This is a genomic window from Bacillus sp. 0909A (genome assembly GCF_036765115.1).
Classification (GTDB): domain Bacteria; phylum Bacillota; class Bacilli; order Bacillales; family Bacillaceae; genus Bacillus; species Bacillus mojavensis.
The window spans coordinates 511,652-536,311 of the sequence record NZ_JBAIZU010000001.1 but is presented as its reverse complement, the minus strand read 5'-3'; the positions used below and the strand labels follow the sequence as shown (position 1 = coordinate 536,311).

General features: G+C 41.7%; 26 protein-coding genes, 1 tRNA gene and 2 pseudogenes. 6 read left to right on the top strand and 23 right to left on the bottom strand.

The window, feature by feature from the left end; all coding sequences use genetic code 11:
- Nucleotides 1-120: 120 nt before the first annotated feature.
- Nucleotides 121-1,450, top strand: a pseudogene (locus tag V6D42_RS02830) (hemolysin family protein).
- Between the two features lie 79 nt (nucleotides 1,451-1,529).
- On the opposite strand, the gene V6D42_RS02825 reads toward V6D42_RS02830, so the two are convergent.
- The gene (locus V6D42_RS02825; protein WP_333512311.1) at nucleotides 1,530-2,369 is read right to left on the bottom strand and encodes an STAS domain-containing protein; all 840 of its coding nucleotides are present in this window, start codon (nucleotides 2,367-2,369) and stop codon (nucleotides 1,530-1,532) included.
- Between the two features lie 96 nt (nucleotides 2,370-2,465).
- On the opposite strand from V6D42_RS02825, the gene V6D42_RS02820 reads away from it, so the two are divergent.
- A tRNA-Gln gene (locus V6D42_RS02820) sits at nucleotides 2,466-2,536 on the top strand.
- 65 nt (nucleotides 2,537-2,601) lie between these two features.
- Here the strand turns inward: V6D42_RS02820 and mgsR are convergent.
- Nucleotides 2,602-2,982, bottom strand: a complete 381-nt coding sequence (gene mgsR, locus V6D42_RS02815) for a transcriptional regulator MgsR (RefSeq protein ID WP_333512576.1) — start codon at nucleotides 2,980-2,982, stop codon at nucleotides 2,602-2,604.
- A gap of 233 nt (nucleotides 2,983-3,215) precedes the next feature.
- Between mgsR and V6D42_RS02810 the strand changes: the two genes are divergently transcribed.
- Nucleotides 3,216-3,461: a DUF2626 domain-containing protein gene (locus V6D42_RS02810; protein ID WP_003226300.1), complete on the top strand. Its 246-nt coding sequence runs from the start codon at nucleotides 3,216-3,218 to the stop codon at nucleotides 3,459-3,461.
- A 39-nt stretch (nucleotides 3,462-3,500) separates the two neighbouring features.
- Here V6D42_RS02810 and V6D42_RS02805 read toward each other — a convergent pair whose 3' ends face one another.
- Nucleotides 3,501-4,136 carry an MBL fold metallo-hydrolase gene (locus tag V6D42_RS02805; RefSeq protein ID WP_333512310.1) on the bottom strand — a complete coding sequence of 212 codons (636 nt, stop codon included), beginning with the start codon at nucleotides 4,134-4,136 and terminating at the stop codon, nucleotides 3,501-3,503.
- Between the two features lie 156 nt (nucleotides 4,137-4,292).
- Between V6D42_RS02805 and V6D42_RS02800 the strand changes: the two genes are divergently transcribed.
- Nucleotides 4,293-4,466: a DUF2759 domain-containing protein gene (locus tag V6D42_RS02800; RefSeq protein ID WP_010334935.1), complete on the top strand. Its 174-nt coding sequence runs from the start codon at nucleotides 4,293-4,295 to the stop codon at nucleotides 4,464-4,466.
- A gap of 38 nt (nucleotides 4,467-4,504) precedes the next feature.
- On the opposite strand, the gene V6D42_RS02795 is transcribed toward V6D42_RS02800, so the two are convergent.
- The 12 genes and pseudogenes from V6D42_RS02795 to V6D42_RS02740 form a co-directional block, all read right to left on the bottom strand.
- On the bottom strand, nucleotides 4,505-4,813 hold the full coding sequence (locus tag V6D42_RS02795; protein ID WP_333512309.1) for an MTH1187 family thiamine-binding protein: 309 nt from the start codon (nucleotides 4,811-4,813) through the stop codon (nucleotides 4,505-4,507).
- A gap of 3 nt (nucleotides 4,814-4,816) precedes the next feature.
- Nucleotides 4,817-5,875: a hypothetical protein gene (locus V6D42_RS02790; RefSeq protein WP_333512308.1), complete on the bottom strand. Its 1,059-nt coding sequence runs from the start codon at nucleotides 5,873-5,875 to the stop codon at nucleotides 4,817-4,819.
- 67 nt (nucleotides 5,876-5,942) lie between these two features.
- Complete coding sequence (locus tag V6D42_RS02785; protein WP_333512307.1) at nucleotides 5,943-7,070, bottom strand: M14 family metallopeptidase; 1,128 nt, start codon at nucleotides 7,068-7,070, stop codon at nucleotides 5,943-5,945.
- Nucleotides 7,071-7,154: 84 nt separating this feature from the next.
- A complete protein-coding gene (locus V6D42_RS02780; protein WP_333512306.1) occupies nucleotides 7,155-9,068 on the bottom strand; it encodes an LTA synthase family protein in 1,914 nt (637 codons plus the stop codon).
- Between the two features lie 116 nt (nucleotides 9,069-9,184).
- Nucleotides 9,185-10,150 carry a glucose kinase GlcK gene (glcK, locus tag V6D42_RS02775; RefSeq protein WP_333512305.1) on the bottom strand — a complete coding sequence of 322 codons (966 nt, stop codon included), beginning with the start codon at nucleotides 10,148-10,150 and terminating at the stop codon, nucleotides 9,185-9,187.
- A 10-nt stretch (nucleotides 10,151-10,160) separates the two neighbouring features.
- Nucleotides 10,161-10,377 (bottom strand): annotated as a pseudogene (locus tag V6D42_RS02770) (YqgQ family protein).
- A gap of 129 nt (nucleotides 10,378-10,506) precedes the next feature.
- Complete coding sequence (yqgP, locus tag V6D42_RS02765; RefSeq protein ID WP_333512304.1) at nucleotides 10,507-12,027, bottom strand: rhomboid protease YqgP; 1,521 nt, start codon at nucleotides 12,025-12,027, stop codon at nucleotides 10,507-10,509.
- An 88-nt stretch (nucleotides 12,028-12,115) separates the two neighbouring features.
- Nucleotides 12,116-12,289, bottom strand: coding sequence for a hypothetical protein (locus tag V6D42_RS02760; RefSeq protein WP_032731265.1), 174 nt, complete (start codon nucleotides 12,287-12,289; stop codon nucleotides 12,116-12,118).
- 62 nt (nucleotides 12,290-12,351) lie between these two features.
- Nucleotides 12,352-12,915 carry a 5-formyltetrahydrofolate cyclo-ligase gene (locus V6D42_RS02755; protein ID WP_333512303.1) on the bottom strand — a complete coding sequence of 188 codons (564 nt, stop codon included), beginning with the start codon at nucleotides 12,913-12,915 and terminating at the stop codon, nucleotides 12,352-12,354.
- Between the two features lie 82 nt (nucleotides 12,916-12,997).
- The gene (rpmG, locus tag V6D42_RS02750; protein WP_003153056.1) at nucleotides 12,998-13,147 is read right to left on the bottom strand and encodes a 50S ribosomal protein L33; all 150 of its coding nucleotides are present in this window, start codon (nucleotides 13,145-13,147) and stop codon (nucleotides 12,998-13,000) included.
- 93 nt (nucleotides 13,148-13,240) lie between these two features.
- The gene (locus V6D42_RS02745) at nucleotides 13,241-14,317 is read right to left on the bottom strand and encodes a glycosyltransferase family 4 protein (protein WP_333512302.1); all 1,077 of its coding nucleotides are present in this window, start codon (nucleotides 14,315-14,317) and stop codon (nucleotides 13,241-13,243) included.
- Nucleotides 14,314-14,784, bottom strand: a complete 471-nt coding sequence (locus V6D42_RS02740; RefSeq protein ID WP_333512301.1) for a hypothetical protein — start codon at nucleotides 14,782-14,784, stop codon at nucleotides 14,314-14,316. Before V6D42_RS02740 ends, V6D42_RS02745 begins: the two co-directional genes overlap by 4 nt.
- A gap of 179 nt (nucleotides 14,785-14,963) precedes the next feature.
- Between V6D42_RS02740 and V6D42_RS02735 the strand changes: the two genes are divergently transcribed.
- A complete protein-coding gene (locus tag V6D42_RS02735; RefSeq protein WP_010334943.1) occupies nucleotides 14,964-15,317 on the top strand; it encodes a hypothetical protein in 354 nt (117 codons plus the stop codon).
- On the top strand, nucleotides 15,314-15,778 hold the full coding sequence (locus V6D42_RS02730; RefSeq protein ID WP_333512300.1) for a hypothetical protein: 465 nt from the start codon (nucleotides 15,314-15,316) through the stop codon (nucleotides 15,776-15,778). Before V6D42_RS02735 ends, V6D42_RS02730 begins: the two co-directional genes overlap by 4 nt.
- Before the next feature lie 32 nt (nucleotides 15,779-15,810).
- Here V6D42_RS02730 and pstB (V6D42_RS02725) read toward each other — a convergent pair whose 3' ends face one another.
- The 8 genes from pstB (V6D42_RS02725) to sodA all read right to left on the bottom strand — a co-directional run bounded on the left by pstB (V6D42_RS02725) (nucleotide 15,811) and on the right by sodA (nucleotide 24,646).
- Nucleotides 15,811-16,593, bottom strand: coding sequence for a phosphate ABC transporter ATP-binding protein PstB (gene pstB, locus V6D42_RS02725; RefSeq protein ID WP_229146846.1), 783 nt, complete (start codon nucleotides 16,591-16,593; stop codon nucleotides 15,811-15,813).
- A 10-nt stretch (nucleotides 16,594-16,603) separates the two neighbouring features.
- Complete coding sequence (gene pstB, locus V6D42_RS02720) at nucleotides 16,604-17,413, bottom strand: phosphate ABC transporter ATP-binding protein PstB (protein ID WP_333512299.1); 810 nt, start codon at nucleotides 17,411-17,413, stop codon at nucleotides 16,604-16,606.
- Nucleotides 17,414-17,433: 20 nt separating this feature from the next.
- On the bottom strand, nucleotides 17,434-18,318 hold the full coding sequence (gene pstA / locus V6D42_RS02715) for a phosphate ABC transporter permease PstA (protein ID WP_333512298.1): 885 nt from the start codon (nucleotides 18,316-18,318) through the stop codon (nucleotides 17,434-17,436).
- Entirely contained in the window at nucleotides 18,318-19,247 is a 930-nt protein-coding gene (gene pstC, locus V6D42_RS02710) for a phosphate ABC transporter permease subunit PstC (RefSeq protein WP_229146844.1), read from the bottom strand. Before pstC ends, pstA begins: the two co-directional genes overlap by 1 nt.
- A gap of 68 nt (nucleotides 19,248-19,315) precedes the next feature.
- Entirely contained in the window at nucleotides 19,316-20,218 is a 903-nt protein-coding gene (locus tag V6D42_RS02705; protein WP_333512297.1) for a phosphate ABC transporter substrate-binding protein, read from the bottom strand.
- 155 nt (nucleotides 20,219-20,373) lie between these two features.
- The gene (gene pbpA / locus V6D42_RS02700; protein WP_333512296.1) at nucleotides 20,374-22,524 is read right to left on the bottom strand and encodes a penicillin-binding protein 2A; all 2,151 of its coding nucleotides are present in this window, start codon (nucleotides 22,522-22,524) and stop codon (nucleotides 20,374-20,376) included.
- Between the two features lie 112 nt (nucleotides 22,525-22,636).
- Entirely contained in the window at nucleotides 22,637-23,929 is a 1,293-nt protein-coding gene (locus V6D42_RS02695) for an MFS transporter (RefSeq protein ID WP_010334951.1), read from the bottom strand.
- Nucleotides 23,930-24,037: 108 nt separating this feature from the next.
- Nucleotides 24,038-24,646, bottom strand: a complete 609-nt coding sequence (gene sodA, locus V6D42_RS02690; protein ID WP_010334952.1) for a superoxide dismutase SodA — start codon at nucleotides 24,644-24,646, stop codon at nucleotides 24,038-24,040.
- Nucleotides 24,647-24,660 lie beyond the last annotated feature (14 nt).

The following is a 24,660-nucleotide window of genomic DNA, read 5'->3' as shown; positions in this document are numbered from 1 at the left end:
TCTTTTGTTCTTTAATTGCCCAATGAAAAGCATTCCTAAACCATTTAGGCACTTTATCACATGTTTTGTGAGCTATTCCCGGTGGTATGGAATGTAGAAAGACATCGGAAAGGGAGGTGCATGCCTTCCTTGGAGAAGGCAGTTTATTTTGGAATTTATCAATTTATTAGCAGTCGCGTTTTTAATTTTGTTGACGGGATTTTTTGTCGCCGTAGAATTTTCGATCGTAAAAGTAAGACGATCCAGAATTGATCAGCTTGTCGCAAAAGGAAGAAAAGGGGCTAAAGCGGCAAAACATGTGGTCACTCATCTTGACGAATATTTATCAGCCTGCCAGCTGGGCATCACGGTCGCAGCTTTAGGACTCGGCTGGCTGGGTGAACCGACCGTACAGACTCTGCTTCGGCCGCTCTTTCATAAAGCAGGCTTAAACGAGTCGCTTACCCATCTTCTTTCTCTTATTATCGCCTTTTTAGTGGTAACGTATTTAAATGTCGTCATTGGGGAGCTGGCACCGAAGAGCTTCGCGATTCAAAAAGCAGAAAGCATTACGCTGATGCTCGCGAAACCATTAATCTGGTTTTATAAAATCATGTTTCCGTTCATTTGGCTCCTTAACCAGTCTGCCCGATTAATCACGGGGCTTTTTGGGCTGAAGCCGGCATCAGAGCATGAACTGGCTTATACGGAGGAAGAGCTTAGAGTACTGTTGACCGAAAGCTATAAAAGCGGAGAAATCAGAAAAAGCGAATTAAAATATATGAATAATATATTTACATTTGATAAACGCATGGCAAAGGAAATTATGGTGCCACGAAACGAAATGGTCAGTTTGTCAATTGAGGATGACTCAATCCCAAGCATGCGGGAAACGGTTAAGCAGACCAAATATACCCGGTACCCGATTGTTAAGGAAGATAAAGATAACGTCATCGGTGTGATCAATATGAAAGAAGTGCTGTTTTCATTGCTGACGAAAGACTTTTCTTTTCAGAAGCACAAAATTGAACCCTTCATACAGCCTGTCATTCATGTCATTGAGACCATTCCGATTTACAAATTACTCATCAAAATGCAAAAGGAACGCACCCATATGGCAATTCTCATTGATGAATATGGCGGAACTTCAGGTTTGATCACCGTCGAGGATATTATTGAAGAAATTGTAGGAGAAATACGCGATGAATTCGATTCAGATGAAGTGCCTCATGTTCGTGAACTGGGAAAAGATCATTATTTATTAAATGCGAAATTATTAATCAGTGACGTAAATAACCTGCTTGGAACTGATTTATCAGATGCTGAAGTTGATACGCTCGGAGGCTGGTTTCTCACACAGAACATAGACGCCGAGCCCGAAAGTGTCATTGAATATGATGGCTACTCATTCAAGGTTAAAGAAATTGACAGTCACCATATTTTGTTTATCGAAGTAAAAAAAGCTGAATAGCCATAGCACAGGCTGTTCAGCTGCTGCTTCTCTTGCGTGTTGAACGTGCTTCAAAAAAATACATCAAGCAAGAAACATCTTAAGATTCTTCTATCTTAAATCCTTTGTTGGCTAAAGCTTTAGCAAGACTTTGCTCTGTTTTCACCTTCGAAAAATCTAATCCGAGCTTCACAACAGTCTGGGCGATTTCAGGCCTGATTCCTGAAATAATCGTCTCAATGCCCAGCAGTTTAGTGCTGTCAATCACTTTAAAGATTTGATAGGCAACCATCGTATCAACGATGGGAACACCGGATATATCTAAAAATAAATATGAAATCTTTAACGCCGAGCATTGGGCCAAAACGGATTCCAAAATGGTTCTCGCTCTGTACGTGTCAATTTCACCAACAAGGGGAAGAATTCCAATGTCTTTAGAAATCGGCATAATCGGTGCGCTCAATTCATTGATCATTTCTTTTTGCGCATTTAATTGGATCACCGTGACCTGGTGATATTCTTCTGTAAATACCTCGATAATCTCATCAATCGTTTGATTCAAAATCTTGCTCCACTCAAATACCTCCTGAATGCCGATTTCTTGGGAAGAAGCAGCTTCACTGAAACCCTGAATCCATTGCCACATAATGTGTCTGAACGCGTTAAACTGACCGGCACTTTCCGTCACAGTCACCTCATGAACAGCACGGTCTCGGGCACATTGAAGTGACCATTGCTTAAGCTCATCCTTCACATCTTCTTTTCTAATGGATTTTGCTACAATCGCTACCAATGATTCATGCTGCTCTTTTAACTTTTGTTCTAATTTTTGCTGATCTTTAGCAGAATACAGTAAAGTTCCTTTTAACGTGCATGTTTCCAGCCATTGAAGTGTAATATCTTCTTTGTGCTCTGTTAAATACTGATCTAGAGCTTTCATTTTAATCGGTTACCTCCTGTGATGTTTATCTTTCAAAAAATTTATAATTGATTTGTATAACTTGTCTCACGTTACACATACTATTTTTACATTCAGTGGGCTATAGCCAAGCGGTAAGGCAATGGACTTTGACTCCGTGATCGTTGGTTCGAATCCAGCTAGCCCAGTTTCTGAACCGTGAAAAACCGAAGATAAGCTGATTCAAGCAAATCAGCGGATCTTCGGTTTTTCATCATGCAGATTGATGAACCGTTTTCTTCTTCGATAACTTTAACAGTTCTCCCGGATTGTAGCCGATAACAAGCTTCCTGTTGTCCACGAGAATCGGACGGCGCAAAAGCTTCGGTTTCTCAATTAAAAGTTCAAGTACTTCGTTTACAGTCATTTCTTCAATGTTTAAATTTAAATTTTTGAAGGTTTGGCTTCTTGTTGCTAAAATTTCGTCAATTCCTTCTGTCGTTAAAGATAAAATATACTTTAATTCATCCATCGTTGGAGTTTCTCTGAATAAGTGCCGTTCGTTAAATTCAATCTGGTGCGCTTTGAGCCAATGTTTTGTTTTTCGGCATGACGTGCAGCTTGGGTATGAGTAAAAAGTTAATTGTTCCATTATGTTTTTTCCTCCTCCAGTTAACCATCTCTTTGTAGAATAACTACCCGTATCAATTTTTCTTTAAACCATTTATTGAACTTTTTTTCGGGTTATTTCTAAAAAACCGCACATATAATAGAAAACGCAATCAAAGGGTTAAATACCATTTTTCATATTAATAATGAAAATGTTTACATTTTTGTCCGTGATCTATTATAATAACAGTCAGAGGGACTCTCGGGAGGGGATAAAAAATGAATCGCATGTTCCGGGTGTTAGGATTTTGGACGGGAATATTTGCAGTCATGTTTTATTTAGGTGATATGAAAGATGCTTCCCTTTTATTTTTTGGACAGACGATCTTATTTGTGTTTCTATCGTATTTGAATTTAACAGAACGGATGTACATTTATATCTTTGGCGCTTATTTAACCATCTTCTTTGCCGGCTTCACATACTATTCCATTTTTATTATGGTACCAGGCGGCGGAGGACATTAAATGCAAAAAGAGACAAACCTCACCGGTTTGTCTCTTTTTCTATAATGAAAATCCATTTAAAAACGGATTTTGATCCTGCTCAGTCTGCACGTCAGTTTCAGGGCCATGTCCGCTTAACACCAACGTGTGCTCAGGCAGCGTAAGCAATTTTTCATGGATAGACGTAAGCAGCGTTTCTTGGTCGCCTCCATGTAAATCTGTACGGCCTATCCCGCCTTGAAACAGGACATCACCGGAAATCACCAGGTCGGCATCCTTCACGTAGTATGAAACGCTTCCTGGGGAATGTCCCGGTGTAAATAGCGTCTCCAGATGGAAAGGCCCGATATTCAGCTCACCGTCCCCTTCAATTAAATGATCTGCCGGCTTAGCTGTCACTTCTATCCCTCTCAGCATTCCTGAGCCGTTCAATGAGGCATCTGTAAGCCAATTCTTTTCATTTTGATGCAGATAGACAGGGATATCCCATCTGTCTCTCACGTTATCCAGCGCTCCAATATGGTCAAAATGGGCGTGTGTCAGTAAAATGCCTAAAGGCGTTAATCCTTTTTCTTTTATGTATTGATTAATTTTATCCCCTTCGCCGCCCGGATCAAAAATCAGGCATTGATCATCACTGATTAAAAAATATGCATTCGCTTGAATCGGTCCTACAGGCATTCTTCTCCATTTCACTTTTCTCACCTCTTTCCTTTTTATGCTCCTATTATGAGGGTTTTTGAAAAAAGATTCAAACAATCGCTATGAAAACGCTATCGACAAACACACTGAAAACGGGTAGAATAAAAATGGAAAGAATTGCAGGTTTTTCAATGTAAAGGGGGCTGCGTAATGTTACTTGTCGTGATTTTCGGCCTTGTCGCTCTTTTCGCTTTATGGGGAGTCTTGCGTTCTGTGAAAAACAAAAATATACTTGGATTTTTATTAGCCGGAGCCACCTTGTGTGTGTTTGGCTGGTTTACAGTGATGACGGTGATAAACAGCGGTTATCCTACTGCACATTAAAACCTGTACCCAATGGGATACAGGTTTGTTTTTTATTGCTATAAATGTTTATTCACGCTTTCTATTTTACTTTCAAGCGTCGTTTTTTTGTCGCGTCTGTCATCAATACGAATGTTGGTCGCCACTCTGTGAAGCCCTTTTTGAAACGGCGCTTCGTGAATCGCCTGAATCACAGTGAAAAGGTCGCTGAGCTCGCCTTCAATCAGTGTGTTCATCGGTGTCAGCTGATATTTGATTTTCCCTTCGGCTTTATAGCCCTCTAAGATTTTCTGCACATCCGCCACATAGGCGCTTACACTAGGTGTTTCTGTTCCGATTGGGATAATGGTTACATCTGCGATAGCCATTAATTATTCCATCTCCTTTTTATCAATGATGATTGGCTTTATTTCATGTGATTTCAATGATATCATGCGCTCAAAATGAAACCCGTACAACGCATATTTTCCGTTCGGGGATACTTGTATCGGCTCCATTTCAGGCAAAGTAAAAAGATCCTGCGCCTTTCCCGATTTCATATCGATCGCTGACAGCTTATATGCATCCCCGCTTTCTTTAAACGTATAAAACAGTCCGCCAGCCTCATCATAATCATACTCCATCGGAGCCAGGCTTGTATATTTGGTTTGTAGCGGCCATTCTGCTGTAACTGCTTCACCATTCGATTGCGGTGATGTAAACTCATACAAGCCGTTCTCTCCGGAATCTACTTTGACGGTAAAGCTCATATCATGAAAAGAATCAAAGTAAAGGACATCCCCCTCGAGCCTTTTCTCCTTTTCAGAAGCAATATCATACGTATACAAAGGGCCTTCTTTATCGTTTCTTCCCTCTTTTAGATAGTCAAATGTGTTTTTTGAGGTCCAATGGACAAACGGAACCTGTATTGGACTTAAAGCAGACTTGTCTTTTTTGGCATCCACGAAATATGTATTGAAGTCCCAGTTTTCAGTGAATACCGTAACCATCATTTGATATGGATCATACTGATTCCATGCTGCCTCCAGCTCATACGTTTCGTATTCTTTCTGGTACAGCGTCTCCCCTTTGTGATTCAGCAAAACTACTGCTGTCTGTTGGCTATGCGTGATCTGCAGCAGAATCATCTGTTTCTTGGGATTGATTTGAACATCAACGATTTGACCATCCGTCTGATAGAGCTTTTCCGTTTTACCATTAAAGATTTGATATGCAAGAAGCTCTGTTTTTGTCGGATCTGAGGCTGTATACAGAATTGTGTTGTTATTAAGCCAGCCTTCCGCTCCGTCCGCTTTTCCTGCTGGCAGCGGAACAATCTCTTTTTCCTCACTTTTTGCCGTCGCTGCCTGTTTTTGCTGCTGATGAGACGGTTCGCATGCCGATAAACAAACTAACAATGCTGACAGCAGAATCAAACAAACTGATCTCATCAGCCTCCCCCTCCGATCATATTTATTGTCCCATATTTGATACGGCACGAAAAAGAAAAAGTTTCAGTTAGTCAAGAAAAAATAACGACCTCCATAAGATCCCGCTTGTCGCCTGATAAATCTGTGTAAACTGCTCAAACGGCAAGGGATTTTGACCTTTTCCGAGTTCAACCGTATAACCTTCTTTAAAATAGTGATGAATAAACCAGTCGCGGAATCCCGCATAGCTGTCAATATCCTTAATTCCTTTATAAATGTTTCCGCTTATCGCCTCAAAATCCTTTATTACAGAAGCCGATTCTTCAGGCTCAAGGCCTTTATATCCCCAATAGATTTCTTCTCCCTGAGTGTGAAGGGCCAGCAGCCTGTCAGGCGGATCCGCCGTTATCAGCTGCTGCATCGCAATGGATTCCGGCTCCGTAAGCGGAGAAGTTCCAGGAAAGTCTCGGTAGCTGGGCATTTTCGGTTTGCGGTATTTTTCAATTTCCCATAAAGACGGGAATTGTTTATTTAAATCAACGCCGTTAATATTTGCCTTCCATTCATTAAAATCCGGACGATGGCAGTTTAGTCTTTCAAGTTCATCTCTCCTGTCTCCCATGCCCGCTGATCCGTGTAAGACAAGATCAACACCATCCGGATTCACAAGAGGAACAAGAGACAGAGAGGTTCGGCTGAACAGCTCCAAAGGAGTAAAGCCATAGAAAGTAGTATTATGACATAAAGAGAGGCAATACTCCTTCAGCCATTTCAGCAGTACACTCGTGGTAATCCACTCATTCGCATGAAACGATGCATTCATGTGAACTTTTTTGGAGGTATGCTCGCCCGCAACTGTCAGCTCCCAGATCGGCCTGCCCAAAACGGAACGTCCGATTTCCCGGCATGAAACAAACGGAAACACATTGACTATTTTTTTTATTTCCTCTTCGACAGCAAGAAAGTCATAGATTTTTTCCTGCTCCAGCCAGTTATCAGCAGGCTGCAGCTGCAGCGGGTGTAAAAAGCGCTTTACTTCCTGAATGGATTGAAGCTCCTTATCATTGCCTTCTACAATCTTATAACCAGGACAGTACAATTGATGTTTCTGTGCTGTTTGATTGGCACTTCTAAGCAATGTCTCATCTATCTTCAGTTCTCTTGCCACTAAAGCCAAATTGTGTTTGATCTCAGGTTTTATCGTAATAAACGCCATCCTCATCCCCCTTTTTGTTACTATATGACGGCGTTTTTTAAAAAAGAAAGCCTCCCGCGTTTTTTGATACGGGAGACTTTATGATCATGAAGCCTGATCAAGAATTTGTTCTTTTCTTTTTGACGAGTTGTCCAGCCTTTCCTGATCATAAAATCGTAACAAATCTCCGTAAATGATTTCATCGGAAAGTGAAAGCTCCTGCTTCGCTTTATCTGCAAATGTTTCACATTGCTTTGCCTCTTTCAAAGGCTTTCCTGTCGCTTTGTCATAACATAGACCATCAGTATACACGACCTGGTCTGTGATAAAGCTGCCATCACGCAGCACTGTAAAGTCCAGTTTATCGTCAGAAAGCAGATCGTTGCCGAATTGAATGAGGTTCTTTGTATCAATACCTAACAGATTCATCAGCGTCGGCCGGATATCAATTTGTCCGCCTACCTTGTCAATCGTTTTCGGCTTCTTGTCTGTAATTCCAGGAATATGAACGACAAACGGCACTTTTTGGAGCTGCACTTCTTCAAATGGTGTAATTTCTTTCCCTAAAAATTGCCCCATCGCTTCATTATGGTTTTCCGATATCCCATAATGGTCACCGTATAAAACAATAATGGAGTTATCATATAAGCCGTCTTCCTTCAGCTTTTCGATAAACCGTTTCAGCGCCTCATCCTGATAACGCACAGTCGGGAAATACTTGTTTAACGTTTGGCTGCTTGAATCATATTCCTCAATCAATTTGTCCTCTTCATCAAGATCAAACGGAAAGTGGTTCGTGAGTGTGATCAGCCTAGAGTAAAACGGCTGAGGCAGGTTTTTCATCAGCTCTGAAGACTGTTCAAAAAATTCTTTATCCTTCAGCCCCCAGCCGACTGAATTATCGTCAGTCACATCATACGATTCAATATCAAAAAATGAATCATATCCAAATGAATCGTACATTAAATCGCGATTCCAAAAGCTCTTATTATTGGCATGAAGCACCGCTGAATAATACCCGTTATTTTTGAGAATCTCAGGCGCGGCCATGTATTGATTGCCCGCATTTGTAAAGAACACAGCGCCTCGTCCAAGCGGATAAAGCGAATTGTCAACGATAAATTCAGAATCAGAGGTTTTCCCCTGCCCGGTTTGGTGGTAAACATTACTAAAGTGATAGCTTTCTTTTATAAAATCATTCAAAAACGGGGTGATTTCTTTTCCATTCACCTTTTCATTGATCACAAAGCTTTGCGTCGACTCTAGAGATACAAGGATGACGTTTCTGCCTTTTGCGGCGCCAAATAAGTTCTTATTGGCATCTTTCGCATTGGCTGTGACATAGTTCTCAATTTCCGTCAGGCTGTTGCTGTCAGCCAGCGCTCTTTGTGCGGATTGCTTCGACTGAAGTACTCCGTCATAAATATGAAAATTAAACAGGCTGATATTTTTAACAAGCATTTCTCTGTCAAATGAGCGTGTCAATAGCTGCGGCCGTTCTGCCTCAGACAGACCTAAGTTGAAGAAATAAACGGAAGCCACAAACAGAAAATATGCCGCCCGTTCATTTTTCGTGGAGGGGATGTCTGATTGAAAGGCTTTTTGACGCATATGAAGCCATATTAAAATCACGATATCTACAGCCAAAAGGAGGTCTGTCGGCTCAAGAAGCGTTCCGATGCTGCTTCCCAGATCACCCATATTGCTCGTTTGAAAAAGAACCGGAATCGTTAGGAAATCATTGTAAAAACGATAAAAAACCATATTCGCCAGCAAAACAAATGTGACAATACAACTCATGGCAATAATGTAACGATTTCTGTTTCTTCCCTTTAAAAACAGGCTGAAGCCAAAAATAAGCAGCAAAAAGCTCAATGGGTTGATAAACAGAATAAATTCCTGCGTAAGATTGTCAATTTTAATATGAAAACTGGTTTTGTAAACAACATACGTTTTCAGCCACATCATTAAAATGGCAATCAGCATAAATGAAATCATCGAAAAAAACGGTTTTCGCATTTCAACCTCCTATGCAGCACGCTCAAAAAAATCAGTCTATTCTCAACATTCTCATTAACACATCAAATTAAATCTTAACCTGAACATAACAAAAAATCAATTTCATTTTCACAAATTTAACAATTTTGGTGTTTCAGCCATTCATTCTTAGCGATCCACGCTCCTCCGATAACGCCCGCATCATTTCCAAGCGCCGCAATAGATATATCAGCCGCTTCCGCAGCACGCGGAAAGGCACATATACGGAATGTTTTTTCGACTTTGGATCTCAGCAATTCTCCGGCTTTTGAAACGCCACCGCCAAGAACAATTTTTGACGGATTAAGCGAGCTGGCCAGATTGCCAAGCACCAGGCCGAGATGCTTTGCTACATAATCGACAACTTCGAGAGCTAATTCATCATTTTCATTTGCTGCTTCAAATACATCTCGTGCCGTTAAATGCTCAGATGCTTTTAATTGTGTCGGCTTTTTAGCTTCTGCAATTTTCTCTTTTGCAATTCTAACAATGCCAGTTGCCGACGCGATGGTTTCAATACAGCCTGTTTTACCGCAGTTGCACGGCGCCCCGCCTTCAGGGATGCTGCAAATATGGCCGATTTCTCCGCCAGCGCCATTTATTCCGTGCACAATCTCCCCATTCACAATAATACCGCCGCCAACTCCTGTACCTAGCGTAACGAGAATGACGTCTTTTGCGCCGTCACCCGCCCCCTTCCACATTTCTCCGAGCGCGGCAATATTCGCATCATTTTCTATAATCGCAGGGATGCCTGTTTCCGTTTCCAGATGATTTTTTAAAGCATAGTTTTTCCAGCCAAGATTCACCGTTTCATAAACGACCCCAGTTGCCATATCTACTGGCCCTGGTGCGCCCATTCCTATATATTTGACGATGTGCTTTGGTTTATGAAGCTCATCCAGCTTGCTGTCAATCGCTTTTGCTATTGTCACGGTAATGGTATCACCGGACTTATCGGTCGGCACTTCCCATTTATGCTGAATCTCTCCATATTGATTAATAAATGCGAGTTTTATCGTCGTTCCTCCAAGATCAATGCCCGCAAACCATATCTCGTCCATTTTGATCACCTTAACCTTTACGTAAATCTCTTCCGTTTTTTTGATTGTTCCAGCTCTTTATGAAGGACAGCTGCGGCTTTAGCCCACTGCTCCTTCTCAATCATATGATTTATATATAGTTCCTTTAATTCATCGAGCATAAACTCAATTTCAAGCTCTCTGTCACCAAAGTAAACAATGTGTCCAAATGTTTTTAATAGCTGCTGTACATCATAAAATGTATTCATATTCCTCACCATTCTTGATCTTAACTATCAATAGCGTAGTCATAAAGAACCCGCCAGTCAAGAAGAAAACGCTGACAAAAATACCCGGAATTCATTCCTTGGCAAATTCAACGCTTTATCATCTATCATTTATTCTTGTTTATTTTCAATTTCCTGCTGCAGTTTTTTGTAATGCTCTTCCTTCGGCTCAAGCTTTACAGCGGTCCTGATTGCCTTGTCAGCTTGACCAAGTTCATTTTTTTCCGCATACAGCAATGCCAAATAGTAATAGGACGCATGGTTTTTAGGCTCTTTTTGCACAGCTCTTTCTAAAAGAGAAATCGCCTGATCATATTCGCCGATTTGAATATCAGAAACGGCCAAGGCTTTCAGAAGATTAGCTGAAGCGTCTTTCTGCTCCGCTTCACCGTTCAGCAGTTCGGTTACTTCTTGATATTTTCCTTCCTGGTAAAGCTCACCTGCCTGCTGAATCAGCGCTGTCTCCTGATGGGACGGTGAATGTAATCCGTAATAGAGAAACCCGCCGGCCAGGGCAACCAGCAGAATCGCTGACACCAATTTTTTGCCCAAGGCTTTTGTTTTTGGCAAACCAAGTGCTGCCGCAGCAAGAAAACCGCCGACCAAGCCGCCAATATGCCCTGAATTATCAATATTCGAAACCGCAAAGCCAAAACCCAGATTTATCAGGATAATCACAATAATATTTGTGCCTATTGTTTTTAGAAACATTTTTCGATTTGACACAGCTACATATAGCAATGCGCCTAAGCAGCCGAATATGGCGCCTGAAGCACCGGCTGAAGGATACGGACTGAACACGAAGCTGGCAATCGATCCCGTGATACCCGCCGCCAAATAAATCAGCAAGAATCTTCCTGATCCATACATGCGCTCAACAGCGGTTCCGACCGACCATAAAGCCAGCGTGTTAAAGGCTAAATGCGCAAGGCCGATGTGAAGCACAATCGGCGTCAGCAGGCGCCACCATTCTCCGTCTGCAATCAGGCCGTTTTCCTTAGCGCCGAAAGCAACAAGCGTCTCCGTATTGGTGCTTCCGCCGTTTATTTCGAGCAGGAAAAACATCACGAGCTGCAACGCGATGAACAAATATGTAAAGATCGGCTTTCCGTTCTGGAAAAACGCCGCTTCTTTTTTCCGCTGTTCTTCTTGTTTCTGCACTAGTGAAAAAAAGCGTTCTTTTGCCATTTGGACGTGTTCCAATGAGTCTCGGTCTTCTGTCCATTCAACAGCTTCAAATGATGGAAAAATGGCTTGCAGATCTTCATGAAGCGACGTACCAGTCACAAGAGCGGTTTCAACGGATACCTGTCCTTTTTCAAAAGGCTTTTCGGCGATTTCCTGCCAGTCATCGACAGGTGCTTCCGCTGAGATCAGCACATTCAGCAGCTTCAAATGCCGTTTGCCGATAGACTTTCTGACATGCTCTATTCGCTCCGCCTGCACTTCTATGTCCCTTGCCATTTCTTGGCGAAAATCAATATTCTGTTTAAAGAGGCGAATCAGATCATGAGAGGATTTGTCCGGTGCTTCCAGCCATATTTCATCAGATTCACCGGATTGTATGACACCATACCCTCTCCTTACTAAATGCGCCGCGATATTCCAATATGTATACTCCAACAAATACATGATTACCGCTCCAATGGTTTTTTTTCATTATAACAGCTGGTGCTCTTGACGCCTACTAAAAGCAAAAAATCCCGTGAAAACGGGATTTTTAAAAAGCTTGCTGTATAAACTTATTGCGGATAAACGGAATTTTTAAAAAAAGATGAATAAAGGACCGTCTGATCCCAGGCTGGCTGAGTACGGTATTCATAAGACGGTAACGGTTTTGGTAAAACATCACGGCAGAAACAGCGCAAATGGCATAGATCATAAATTTTTTCATTATATCCCTCCTGCCATTAGGGTTTGTTATTCTTTCTGATTTATTCTTGATGAAGGGACGAGCTATGAAAAACAAGAAATGATTCGACCCTCAGTAACCAGCATTTGAACCGGGATATCATGTGAAAGATGCGGCACGTGATCATACAGCTGGCATTCTAAAAGCAAAGAGACTGTGTTTCCTTTATAATCACTTAAATAACGATCATAATAACCGCCGCCAAAGCCAATCCTATAGCCGTCAGGATCGAAACATACGCCAGGCACGATTATCAAATCAATCTGTGATTGGACCACTTCATTCGTTTTCTCAATGATCGGCTCCTGAAGTCCGGCGTAAACCGTTTCAAGCTGATCATCCGCTTGAAATGTGCGGAACTGCATTCTTTTCGTGTCAGGATCACACTTTGGAATACAAACTTCTTTCCCTTCCCCCCAGGCTTTTTCGATGATCGGCCGTGTCGGTACCTCCAGCCCTCTTGAAATGGTGACGGCTATGGTGCGGGCATTCTGCCATTCTTGGAGAGAAAATAAACGCTCGTTGATACACGCAGTTTTCTTAGACCATTCTTTACTTGTTATCGCTGATAAATTTTCCATTGTCTTTTTTCTTAATTGTGATTTCATTTTTATCCCCCTCGGAATAGAAAAAAGCCAGAACCTTTTTCAAAGCTCTGGCTTTTTTCTTACACCTCAAACAGCTATGCTGTTATTTTGTTTCACGGTGTAACGTAGATTTTTTATCACGTGGGCAATATTTTTTAAATTCAACGCGGTCTGGATTGTTGCGTTTGTTCTTTTTAGAAATATAGTTACGCTCACCACATTCTGTGCAAGCCAAAGTAATATTAACGCGCATTGTTTTCCCTCCAAACTAAATATCATTTACTTATTCAGACTTATATATAATACCACTATAATGGACGGAATGCTAGGATGTTTTTCAATGAAATCATGAATTATTGGATAGACGCTGATAAAGCTGTAAATAGGATGCTGTGATGATCTGTGGATGATGCAGTTTCATCACCCGTTCTCGGCCCGCTTCTTTTATCCGGCAGGCGTTTTCTTCATCTATTAATACGTTGTAAAGCCTATCTGCCGCTCCCCGTTCTTGCGAAAAATCAGCTGCAATTGCAGTTTTGTTATGAACGGCAAAGTCACAAAAACCGCCCGACTGCGATACGGCTGTCAGCACGCCTTGTTCCATGCTTTCTTGTACAGCGAGCCCAAAGGGTTCATAAAAGCTTGGGAAAACAGCCATTTCACATTGAGACAGAAACGTCACGATCTCTCTTCTATTTAAAAAAGGATAAAACATTACACTTTGCTTTATGCTCAACTGCTCAGCCAGTTTCTTATAGGATGCCAATAACGGCCCTTGTCCGGCTAGCACCAACTGAAGGTCAGGCCGGCATTTGTTCAGAATAGAAAATACCTTCAACAGCTGTGAAAACCCTTTTTCCGGAACAAACCTTCCAAACGAAAACAAGTATCTTTTATGTATCAACCTTTCAGCTAGACCTATTTTCGCCTCCTGTGACAGAGGACTTGGGATGACGGTTATTTTTTCACGAAACGGATACGCCTTACTAATCGATCTCTTCATAAAAGTGCTTAACACAATCAATTCATCGGAAATTTCGATGAGGAGCCGCTCCGTCAGCAGCCTGTACGGATGAGGTGTTTCTTTGCACACCTGCTTCCTTCCGCTTTCAAGCCCGTGGATCGTTGCAGCAAGCGGAATGCTGAGCTGCTTTTTCAAATAATGAGCGGCAGGGGCCGTCAAGTCATCATGGGCGTGAATCAGATCAAAGCGTTCATTGCATGACAACACTTGCTGAACCATTCTAACATTGGCATCAGCTATAAAGTCTTCAACATTCGCATAGGAACATCGCTTCCTGCTTGGAACGCAGACTGTTATGTTGATATGCGGATTTAAATAGGATATAAGACGGCTTAAATGAACACCAAGCCCGCTTTTCGGTTTATCAGGATGCTCGAATGAAAGCATAAGGATGTTCATTTCCCTCTTCCCTCACTGCGATAGCAGGTGTAAGCAGAAAATTGCTCCTCCCACCTGGTATGTGCTTCTGCATTGCGAAAACTGTTTATGTCGCTGACACCGTTTTCTGCAAGTAAGGTGCCCTCTGTTTCAGCTAGTTTGAGAGAAACATTCATCGAATTCAGTATTCTGTATTCAGCGCGATACAAAGCATGACCAGGCACCTGAACAATGATCCATTTCCCTTTATCCCGTTTTATGCGTTTCGTCCTGACAGCTTCTATACCGTTTCTTTTCATAAAAATACGGATTTCTTTTATCATGTCGGGCGTTTTTTCGAAAAGCACGGTTTCTGCCAGTTTCATCGTCTCAACCGACAGATTCCATCGGACTGTCAATCTGTGAGAGTTTTGGATGTTCATGTCGAATACATCCCTAAAAAAAGGAATCCCACTTCGAATGTTATAAGGAAATGAGTGTTGGTCCATAGGCTTCTCACATTCTCCTTTCCTTCCATTGGCTTGGTGATCCTATTAAACCATTACACATAAAGGAAGAAAAGAAAGATTTCTCGACAAAAACTCGTTTTTTTCGCGAATTCCTTTAGAATCCACTTGTTTTATGGTATAAAAAAGAAGGATAAAAAAAGAATAGAAGGTGATGAAACGTGGAAATTGCTATTATTGCGTTGTTTATCGTCAGTATAGCGCTAATTGCATTCTCATATTCTCAACGAGATCCGATGAAAGATGTCGAGCAGGAGCTTGAAACATTGCAGCTTTCTGCTATGCAGGAAATTTATAAGCTCAAAAAGAAAATGACAGTGCTTGAGGAAGAATTACTTGAAACAAATCTTGTGATCCGCAAAGCAAAGAACAGCGGCATCAATCAAAAGATCGCCAAACAAATACTTTCTAAATATAATAATGGCATGTCAGCTGAAGCAATTGCTAAAGCTGAGCATGTATCAGTAGAAGACGTGAATACGATTATAAAAGATAATGAGAAGGTGCTCGTATGACAAAACGAGGCATTCAGGCATTTGCCGGCGGTATCATATTAGCAACAGCCGTTCTCGCAAGTGTTTTTTATCTGTCAGATGAAGATCAAGCAGCTGCTGTAAAAGAACAAAAAACAGTAACCGAGCAAGACGTAAACAATTATCTCGATTCTAAAAAAATGGTGTCTGTTAACCGTGATGAATATCAAAAGCTTCTCGACTCAAAAGAGAAATCTCTGAGCGATGACAGCAGCTCAGACCCGAAAACAGGCAAAATAAAAACGTACAAGCTCATCATTAAAGACGGCATGAGCACCGCAGATGTATCAGCTATTCTTGAAAAAGAAGGCATTATTGCTTCAGCTGAAGACTTTAATGACTACGTGATAGACGCGGGGTATCACAAGGAGATCCGTGCCGGTGAATTTAAAGTAAAATCAGATATGAGCTTCAAAAAAATCGTTAAAACATTAACACGATAAAAAAAACAGGCTATTGTAACAGCCTGTTTTTTTTATCCGAATTTCCCTGTAATATAATCGAGTGTTCTTTGATCTCTCGGCTGAGAGAACATTTTATTTGTATTGTCGCATTCCACAAGCTCACCCATGTAGAAAAATGCAGTTTGATCAGAAACCCTCGCTGCCTGCTGCATGTTGTGCGTCACGATAACGATGGTGTATTTATTTTTCAGCTGAAGAATGAGCTCTTCAATTTTTCTCGTCGAAATTGGATCTAACGCAGATGTCGGCTCATCCATCAGCAAAATATCAGGGTTTGTCGCAAGAGCTCTGGCGATACAGAGACGCTGCTGCTGGCCGCCTGATAATGAGAGTGCAGATGAATGCAAACGATCCTTCACCTCATCCCACAGCGCCACGTCTTTTAATGACTTTTCTACAATGTCTTGCAGCTTCTTTTTATTTTTGATGCCGTGGACTCTCGGTCCGTAAGCGACATTATCAAAAATTGATTGCGGAAACGGGTTTCCTTTCTGAAATACCATGCCGATGTTTTTTCTCAAATCTACGATATCGACTTTATCTTTTAAAATGTTGCTGCCCTTATAGTTCAGCTCACCTGCAAGCTTTACATTCGGTGTCATTTGAATCATTAAATTCAATGTTTTAATAAATGTTGATTTGCCGCATCCTGACGGCCCGATAATCGCCGTGACTTCGTTTTGATTAATGCTCAAATTGATATTTTTTAAAGCATGGTTTTCTCCATACCATAAATTCATTCCGTTGACTTGATAAACTTCCTGTTTCTTTACAGCTTCGGTAGCAATACTCATTGCCGCCCTCCTATCCGAATTTCCCGTTAATGTAATCCTCTGTTTTTTGCTGCTTCGGACTTGTGAAAATTTGTTCGGTCTGTCCGTATTCAACGATTTCGCCGTTTAAAAAGAAAGCCGTCCGGTCAGACACCCGCAGAGCCTGCTGCATATTATGAGTGACAATGATAATTGAGTATTCGCTTTTCAATTCCGTAATCAATTCTTCTATTTTCGCATTTGAAATCGGATCAAGCGCTGAAGCAGGTTCATCAAGAAGAAGAACGGCCGGCTTCATTGCAAGCGTTCTGGCAATACATAAACGCTGCTGCTGACCGCCTGATAACGAAAGGGCGGATGAATGCAAACGGTCCTTTACTTCATCCCAGAGCGCCGCTTTTGTTAAGCTTTCTTCCACGATGTCGTCTAGCACTGCTTTGTTCCGCTCACCGGCATATTTTAATGCATGCGTGATATTTTGATAGATCGATTTCGGAAATGGATTCGGCTTTTGGAAGACCATGCCGATTTCTCTTCTTAAGCTGACAACGTTTATATTGCTTCCCAGTATATTTAATCCTTCATACAAAATTTCACCATCGCTTCTTGCAGAAGGAATTAAGTCATTCATTCGGTTAATATTTCTTAGAAAAGTAGATTTGCCGCATCCTGACGGCCCGATCAAAGCGGTTACCGCATTTTTTTCAATCTCCATATTCACATCACGAACAGCCTGTTTGTTTCCGTAGAAAATAGACAGATCCTTCACCTCGAGCACATTTTGCTGCTGAGGAATCATAACCACTCTCTCAGGCTTTTCTTTTACCATTTGTTCAGACATTGTTTTCGCCTCTTTCCGGTCTAATTTGCCGTAAGCTTTTTATAGATTATTGTTCCAAGCCATCTCGCCGCGAGATTGAAGATAAGAACTGAAATCACCAGCACTGCAGAACCGCCGTTGGCAATCGCTTCAGCATCCGGAATCATCCCTTGCGTATTTACATTCCAAATGTGGACCGCAAGTGTTTCAGCAGGTCTGAAAATATTAAGCGGCGATGTTTCAGAAAACGGATTCCACTCTGTAAAATTGAGGCGCGGCGTTGTAAGTCCTGCTGTAAATAATAAAGCCGCTGCTTCTCCGAACACCCTCCCCGACGCTAAAATGGCACCTGTGATGATGGAAGGAATTGCGCTTGGTATTAATACGGTTTTTACGGTATGCCAGCGAGAAACACCTAGAGCGAGCGATGCTTCCTTCAAATCTTTAGGGACTGAACGGACCGCGTCTTCTGTCACACGTACCATAACTGGAAGGTTAAATACTGTTAATGCCAGCGCCCCGCCTATGATCGTATATCCCCAGCCTGTCAGGTTAACAAACATCAGTAATCCGAACATTCCAATGACAATGGACGGAAGAGATGAAAGGACCTCAATACATGTTCTGATAAAATCTGTCACTTTGTTGTTAGGCGCGTATTCCGCCATGAACACGCCGCCGCCCACTCCGAGCGGGATGGTAATCAGCATCGTGATAAACAAAATATAGAAGGAGTTAAACAGCTGGTCTCGTATTCCGCCTCCTGCGGCGATGGCGCTGGATTTTGTCGTAATAAAGTCTAAGCTGAGCTGAGAAACACCGTTAATAATAATATAGGAAAACAAACCGACTAGAATCGCGGCGATAATGGCTGCGCATAAACCGAACATTCCAGTCGCCAGTTTATTTGTTAATTTGCGGTTCATTACACTTTCCTCCTAGATGACAAGTAGCGAATAAGCAGGATGAACAAGAATGACATCACCAGCAACACAAGTCCCATTGACCACAGCGTATTATTTTCAACGCTTCCGTATGTGGTATGGCCCATATTCAGCGTAATAATGGTTGTCAATGTTCCTGCGGTGTCAAGCAGACTTTCAGGCAAAACTCTTGTATTTCCAATCACCATTTGAACAGCCAGAGCTTCACCAAACGCACGCGCCATACCTAGGACAACGGCAGTCATTAATGTCGGAAAAGCTGCAGGGATGAGTACTTTTCTAATGGTCTGCCATCTTGTCGCACCGAGAGCGTAAGAACCTTCTCTTAAGCTTTTCGGAAGTGATGCCATCGCATCAGCTGAGATAGATGTGATCGTCGGCAGAATCATAATGGAAAGCACAATCGTTCCCGCCAATAAACTGTGTCCTGTTCCGCTCGTTTTGAACTGAGCAATAAAAGGCACCAATACTGTAAGACCTATGAATCCATAAACAACAGATGGGATGCCGACCAATAATTCGATCACCGGCTGCAGCACTTTCTTTCCCCAATTCGGCGCAATTTCCGTCATAAAGATCGCACCTGCTATGCCGAGCGGGGCAGCAATGAGAGCGGAGAGAATCGTTACTGCAAATGAGCCAAAGATAAATGGCAGCACTCCGTATTTCGGATCAGAATCTGTAGGGTTCCAATTCAGACTGGTTAAGAATTCAATTGGGCTTACACCATTTACTAGAAAAGATTGCAGCCCCTTAATGCCGAGGAAAATGGTGATTGCCACAGATGCCGCTATCATTATAAGCGCGCAGGCTGTCACGATCATTCTTCCCCGAACTTCATCCAATTGCCGGTTTTGCCTTGAGCTGATTAAACGTTCGCTCACAGACATATTTTCTCTATTGTTTATCATTGTTTTACACTCCTATGAATGTGTTAAGAGGAGAAACGGAAGTCTCCGCACTCCTCTTTTTATTTAGATCAGCTTTGCTTCCCTTTGGCATCGCGAGTCACTTTCATATCAGTAACCGGAATGTACCCTTGGTCAGTTACAATGCTTTTTTGAATGTCTTCACTTTTTAGATAATCAAGAAATTCTTTCGCTAGATCTTTCGCTTCGCCTTTTGTATAAGAATGCTGATAAGCCCAGATCGGATACTCGCCAGTTGTAACGTTTTTCGCTTCTGGCTTCACACCGTCAATGGATAAAGCTGTTACTTTGTCATCTGTTAAATATGAGAATGCAAGATATCCAATCGCTCCCGGAGTGTCAGCAATGATTTTTTTCACAGTGTTGGAAGAATCCTCAGTAATGCCTTCTACCGGTTCTTCTCCGTCAAGCGCGTATTTTACAAATGTCGCACGTGTACCTGAAGAATCAGGACGGTTTACAAGCGTAATTTTTTGGTCCTTGCCGCCAAGCTCTTTCCAGTTTTTGATTTTGCCAGTGAAGATTTTTTTCAATTCATCTTTTGAGATATCTTTTACACCTGTATCAGGGTTTACAGCCGCTGCCATACCGACTACTGCAACTTGATGATCGACAAGCGCTTTTGCGTCGATGCCTTCTTTTTCTTCAGCAAAAACATCTGAATTTCCGATTTGCACAGCCCCTTCAGAGACTTGAGAAAGGCCTGTTCCAGAACCCCCTGCTTGTACCTGTATATCAGCATCAGGGTTTTCTTCCATAAATTTTTCTGCAGCTGCAAGTACTAATGGCTGCATGGCCGATGAACCAGAAATGGTTAAAGAACCTGATGCCTTTTCTTCTCCTTTTGCAGAGCCGCTATTTGTTTTTTCACTATCTCCTGCGTTTCCGCATGCAGCTGCAATCATCATAAAAGCAGCCATTAGAAGCATAAGCACCAATTTGTTTTTTTTCATTTCCTGAATTCCCCCTGCGTATAATGTGTAATTTGTCCTACACGTTTAGAGTAAAGGTTCTATGTAAAATAGGTTTGAATCGAATGTTAAGGTTTTGTAAATCCGTGCATTTTTTTGTATAAAAAAAAACGCCCACATGATGTGGACGTTTCTGTTTAGTTATCAGAAGACGAGGTGTTTTCTGCTTTTTCTTCGATTTTGTCTTTATTCTTTTGCTGAGTATCTTCTTTGTCCTGCTTCGATTTCAGTTCAAAATATTTATCCAATACTTCTCTGCCGATTTCGTTGGTAATGGTATATTTAGCGCTGTAATCTACATAAGCCCAAGGAACTACAACAGAGATGGCAACCTCAGGGTTATCAGCAGGCGCATAAGCAACAAGTGTCGTATTATAAGTACCTTCACCTGTTTTTGATTTATTTGGTCCGTCATAGAACGATTGCGCTGTTCCTGTTTTAGCAGCAGGTTTATAAGATGCTGAAGCAAATTGACTTGCCGCCGTTCCTTTAGTCGCGACTCGTCTAAAGCCGGCTTGAACTTCTTTAATGTACTCGCCTTTCATATCAACTTTATTCAGCACTTCAGGCTGAACAGATTGTACAACTGCCCCGATTCCTTTTTCAGCGTCAGGTTCCCTTACTTCTTTTACAAGCTGAGGTTTCAAGCGGTAACCACCATTTGCGATTGTTGATACATATTGTGCCAGTTCGAGCGGTGTATACGTATCATATTGGCCGATAGCGTAGTCTAGCAAGAATCCCGTCAATCTGCTTGTTCCTTTATAGCCTGTCATTTCATTTGGAAGGTCAATCCCAGTTTTGACACCAAGTCCAAATTGACTGAAATAATTCCGGAATGTATCAAAAGCCGTCGTATCAATCGGTAAAGCTTGATGCGGTTTATATTCACCTTTTCCAAGTGCGATTGCAGTTTTAAACATGAATACGTTTGAAGACTGCTCTAAGGCTCTTTGAATATTAACAGGTCCTAAAGTAGTCCACGATTTTTTGCCGTTTTTATCCTGGCCAATATATAATGGTTCATCCTGAAAGACTGTATTTAGATTGATGGCACCGGTTTGAAGACCTGTCAGTACAGTTGCGCCTTTGACAGCTGACCCCATAGCATAAGATGACGTCATATTTCCCAATGCGTAATCGTCAATTTTATATTTCCCGTTTTCTGTTTTAATCTGCTTACCCGCCATCGTCAGCACTTCACCGTTTCTCGGGTCCATCATGACGACAAATGCCCGGTCTAACAATTCAGTACTTGGCCTTGCTTTAGCAGATTTGAGATTTTTTTCGATAATTTTTTCAACTGATTTTTGCAAGTCAATGTCAATCGTAAGCACGAGATCTTTACCGGCTTTCCCTTCAGAAACGGTCTTCGTTCCCGTGACATTGCCGTTTGAATCTGTGATATTTTCCACCTTAGCTTTTTGGCCCTGCAAAAGGCTTTCGTATTGATATTCTAGATAACTTTTTCCAACCCTGTCGTTTCTGCTGTAGCCAAGCGATAAATAATGGTCGAGCAGATTTGACGGTAATCCTTCATCAGAGCTAGAAACACTTCCGAGCACTGAGCGGAGAAGATTTTTGTACGGATATTCACGTTCCCAGTCTGACGTGACATCAACACCCGGCAGTTCATCTAAATGTTCACTTACAACTGCCATTTCTTTCGCTGATACATCTTCATTTTTGATGTATTGCGGTGTTAACGCATATCCGGAGTCCATCTGTCTTTTAATGGCGAGAATCTGCATGTCTTTATCAGTCAATTCATTCAGCTGCTTATCGGTAATCCGTTTCAGCTGGAGCTGATATAAATCATCATCTGATAATTTTTTATTTTCTACCTGCTGTCTTTCCTTAGAAGTAATCAACTTTTTCGCTTCTTTTGGTCTTGTCAAAATCCAATAATCTTTTTTATCCCGTTCTGTTACTTTTTTTGTATCGACTTTAATCATATCCGCCAGCTTCTTTGCGATTTTCAAACGCTGTTCTTGCGTTGTAGATTTAGATCTCGTGTATGTAATCGCATTTAAAGCCTTATTTGTCACAATGGCATTAAAATTTCGATCATAGATTTTCCCGCGCGGCACAGCCGAGCTGACTTCACTTTGTTCCTGCTGATTGGCTTGATTTTTGTAATCATCGCCTTGAACGATCTGTTTAATGCCAAGCTCCACAATAATCCAGGTGAAAATGACAAAAGCGGCCAAAAATAAAATGTTCAGCCGGATCGGAAGCGACTTCTTTTTCTCTTTATGATTTTGCTTTTTTTGTTTATTTCTCCTCATAACATCACCTTTTCTATTTACAGAAAGAAAAGACACTCAAGTAAGAGTGCCATTTTTCATTTTAAAGGTTTTTTCGACTTTTTTCTACAGATAACCCCTTTTTGCCAAAAAATTATCTTTGGCCCTTTAAAAGGTTCGGTTCAGTCACCCGGCCCTGGCCGTCTTCTTCCATAGTTTCATTTTCCTCATCTTTCTCTTTAAAACGAATATCCTTGACAAAGTAATAAATCAGCGGATGTCCGATGCCCAAGATAGCAAGCGACAAAGGTATACCTATATCTTCTTTTAAAAGGGCCACGATAAGGAGAAAGCATAAAATCGAAACAATTCTGCCGGCGTTTAGAAAAAGCTCTCTCAGCACGATATATTCAATTCTCGCTTTTCTGGCATGCCTGGCCCGGCCTATGACATCATATGTAAGCGATACATAAGGCACGAGCAGAAGAGGATAGCCGATCGCTATAAACACACCGTACGTCAATAATGTCGTAAAACTCATATGAAAGAGTATCAAAAACAGCGCACCATACAGAATAAGGCCGCCAAGCAAAATTGATTTTTTACGGGCCTTTTTCTTGATCAGCCTTGATGCAAAATAATAGGCAAAAAAGGAAACAGCTGAGTTGACAAGACCAAAGGTTCCGAGAGCCAGTTCGCTGTTTGTCTCAATAAACACAAAAACACTGATTAGAAAGACGAAAATCCCTTCTCTCAAGCCCTGAAAAAAATGCGCATTTGTAATTCGCCGCCAATTCATATTAGTGTGGCGTTCTCCAAATACCTTACTCAGCATAAAATGGCCCTTTGATTCTCTCCGTTTTAGGAAGAAGCTCATCACGACAGCCAGTGCAAATAAACTGAGGGAGAGACTGAAAATGACAGTGTAACCCGTATTATTTTCAAGTCTTGAGATGACAAATCCTGCAACAATCGGACCAATCATTCCTGCGGATGAGGACAGGATGCCCATAAAGCCGTTGAAAAAATCCCGCGTATCAGGCTCTGTTATTTCAAAGGTGAGCACGTTAAACGCGAGCCAGTAAAATCCATAGCCTACTCCGAGCACCGCTCCGATGAGAACAAGACGTGATGCAGCCGTTTCCCCAGCCAGCAGCACACTTAAATAAAATGCTGCTAAAAAAATCACTCCGAATCTGAGAATGAAAACCCTGTCTATTTTTTTGGCTAACCGGCCAGCTAAATAAAATGTTATCGGCTGCATCGTCACAATCGATAAGTTGTATATCGCCAAGTCAATAAATTTCCCTGACTGTTTCCAGAGATACACATTCACAAATGTATTGGACAGCGCAATTCCTAACGAGTAAAGACCGCCAACGGTCAGCAGAAGGAGTAATCCTTTATTTACATCTACATCGCCAATTACCTTTTTTAGTTTGCTCATTACTGACTCCCCTTTACTACCCCTTAGTCTGTCTCACTGAAACGGAGATATGTAAAGAGAAGACATAAAAAAAACAAGGCCCTTTTATGAGGACCTTGTTTTGCGTTATTATTTTGCTTCGCTGTAAAGACGAGCAACTTCGTCCCAGTTTACCACATTCCAGAAAGCTGAAATGTAATCAGGACGGCGGTTTTGATAGTTCAGGTAGTAAGCATGCTCCCAAACATCAAGACCTAGGATAGGCGTTTTGCCTTCAGAAAGCGGAGAATCTTGGTTTGGCGTGCTTGTGATTTCAAGTTTGCCGTTGTTTACAACAAGCCATGCCCAGCCTGAACCGAAACGTCCAGCTGCTGCTGCAGCGAATTGTTCTTTGAATTTGTCAAAGCTTCCAAATACACTGTTGATCTCTTCAGCAAGCTCGCCAGTTGGCTCGCCACCGCCGTTTGGAGATAAAAGTGTCCAGAATAATTTGTGGTTCGCATGTCCGCCGCCATTGTTGCGGACTGCTGTGCGGATGTTTTCAGGAACAGAATCTAAATCTGCAACAAGCTCTTCAACTGATTTGTTTGCAAGAGCAGTGTTTCCTTCAACCGCTTTGTTTAAATTTGTAACGTATGTGTTATGGTGCTTCGTATGGTGAATATTCATAGTTTCCTTGTCGATATGCGGTTCTAAAGCATCGTACGCATAAGGTAGTTCTGGAAGTTCGTAAGCCATGATAATTCCTCCTT

Coding starts and splice junctions, on each gene's coding strand:
- pstC (WP_229146844.1), bottom strand. CDS start 19,247: ATGATAAACAATAGAGAAAATATGTCTGTGAGCGAACGTTTAATCAGC.
- V6D42_RS02790 (WP_333512308.1), bottom strand. CDS start 5,875: ATGAGATCAGTTTGTTTGATTCTGCTGTCAGCATTGTTAGTTTGTTTA.
- V6D42_RS02740 (WP_333512301.1), bottom strand. CDS start 14,784: ATGGACCAACACTCATTTCCTTATAACATTCGAAGTGGGATTCCTTTT.
- V6D42_RS02760 (WP_032731265.1), bottom strand. CDS start 12,289: ATGAAAAAATTTATGATCTATGCCATTTGCGCTGTTTCTGCCGTGATG.
- V6D42_RS02745 (WP_333512302.1), bottom strand. CDS start 14,317: ATGAACATCCTTATGCTTTCATTCGAGCATCCTGATAAACCGAAAAGC.
- pstB (WP_229146846.1), bottom strand. CDS start 16,593: ATGAGTATTGCTACCGAAGCTGTAAAGAAACAGGAAGTTTATCAAGTC.
- sodA (WP_010334952.1), bottom strand. CDS start 24,646: ATGGCTTACGAACTTCCAGAACTACCTTATGCGTACGATGCTTTAGAA.
- glcK (WP_333512305.1), bottom strand. CDS start 10,150: ATGGACGAGATATGGTTTGCGGGCATTGATCTTGGAGGAACGACGATA.
- V6D42_RS02810 (WP_003226300.1), top strand. CDS start 3,216: ATGAATCGCATGTTCCGGGTGTTAGGATTTTGGACGGGAATATTTGCA.
- yqgP (WP_333512304.1), bottom strand. CDS start 12,027: ATGTATTTGTTGGAGTATACATATTGGAATATCGCGGCGCATTTAGTA.
- pstA (WP_333512298.1), bottom strand. CDS start 18,318: ATGAACCGCAAATTAACAAATAAACTGGCGACTGGAATGTTCGGTTTA.
- V6D42_RS02695 (WP_010334951.1), bottom strand. CDS start 23,929: ATGAGCAAACTAAAAAAGGTAATTGGCGATGTAGATGTAAATAAAGGA.
- pbpA (WP_333512296.1), bottom strand. CDS start 22,524: ATGAGGAGAAATAAACAAAAAAAGCAAAATCATAAAGAGAAAAAGAAG.
- rpmG (WP_003153056.1), bottom strand. CDS start 13,147: ATGCGCGTTAATATTACTTTGGCTTGCACAGAATGTGGTGAGCGTAAC.
- V6D42_RS02705 (WP_333512297.1), bottom strand. CDS start 20,218: ATGAAAAAAAACAAATTGGTGCTTATGCTTCTAATGGCTGCTTTTATG.
- V6D42_RS02825 (WP_333512311.1), bottom strand. CDS start 2,369: ATGAAAGCTCTAGATCAGTATTTAACAGAGCACAAAGAAGATATTACA.
- V6D42_RS02780 (WP_333512306.1), bottom strand. CDS start 9,068: ATGCGAAAACCGTTTTTTTCGATGATTTCATTTATGCTGATTGCCATT.
- V6D42_RS02755 (WP_333512303.1), bottom strand. CDS start 12,915: ATGAAATCACAATTAAGAAAAAAGACAATGGAAAATTTATCAGCGATA.
- V6D42_RS02785 (WP_333512307.1), bottom strand. CDS start 7,070: ATGGCGTTTATTACGATAAAACCTGAGATCAAACACAATTTGGCTTTA.
- V6D42_RS02800 (WP_010334935.1), top strand. CDS start 4,293: ATGTTACTTGTCGTGATTTTCGGCCTTGTCGCTCTTTTCGCTTTATGG.
- V6D42_RS02730 (WP_333512300.1), top strand. CDS start 15,314: ATGACAAAACGAGGCATTCAGGCATTTGCCGGCGGTATCATATTAGCA.
- V6D42_RS02795 (WP_333512309.1), bottom strand. CDS start 4,813: ATGGCTATCGCAGATGTAACCATTATCCCAATCGGAACAGAAACACCT.
- pstB (WP_333512299.1), bottom strand. CDS start 17,413: ATGTCTGAACAAATGGTAAAAGAAAAGCCTGAGAGAGTGGTTATGATT.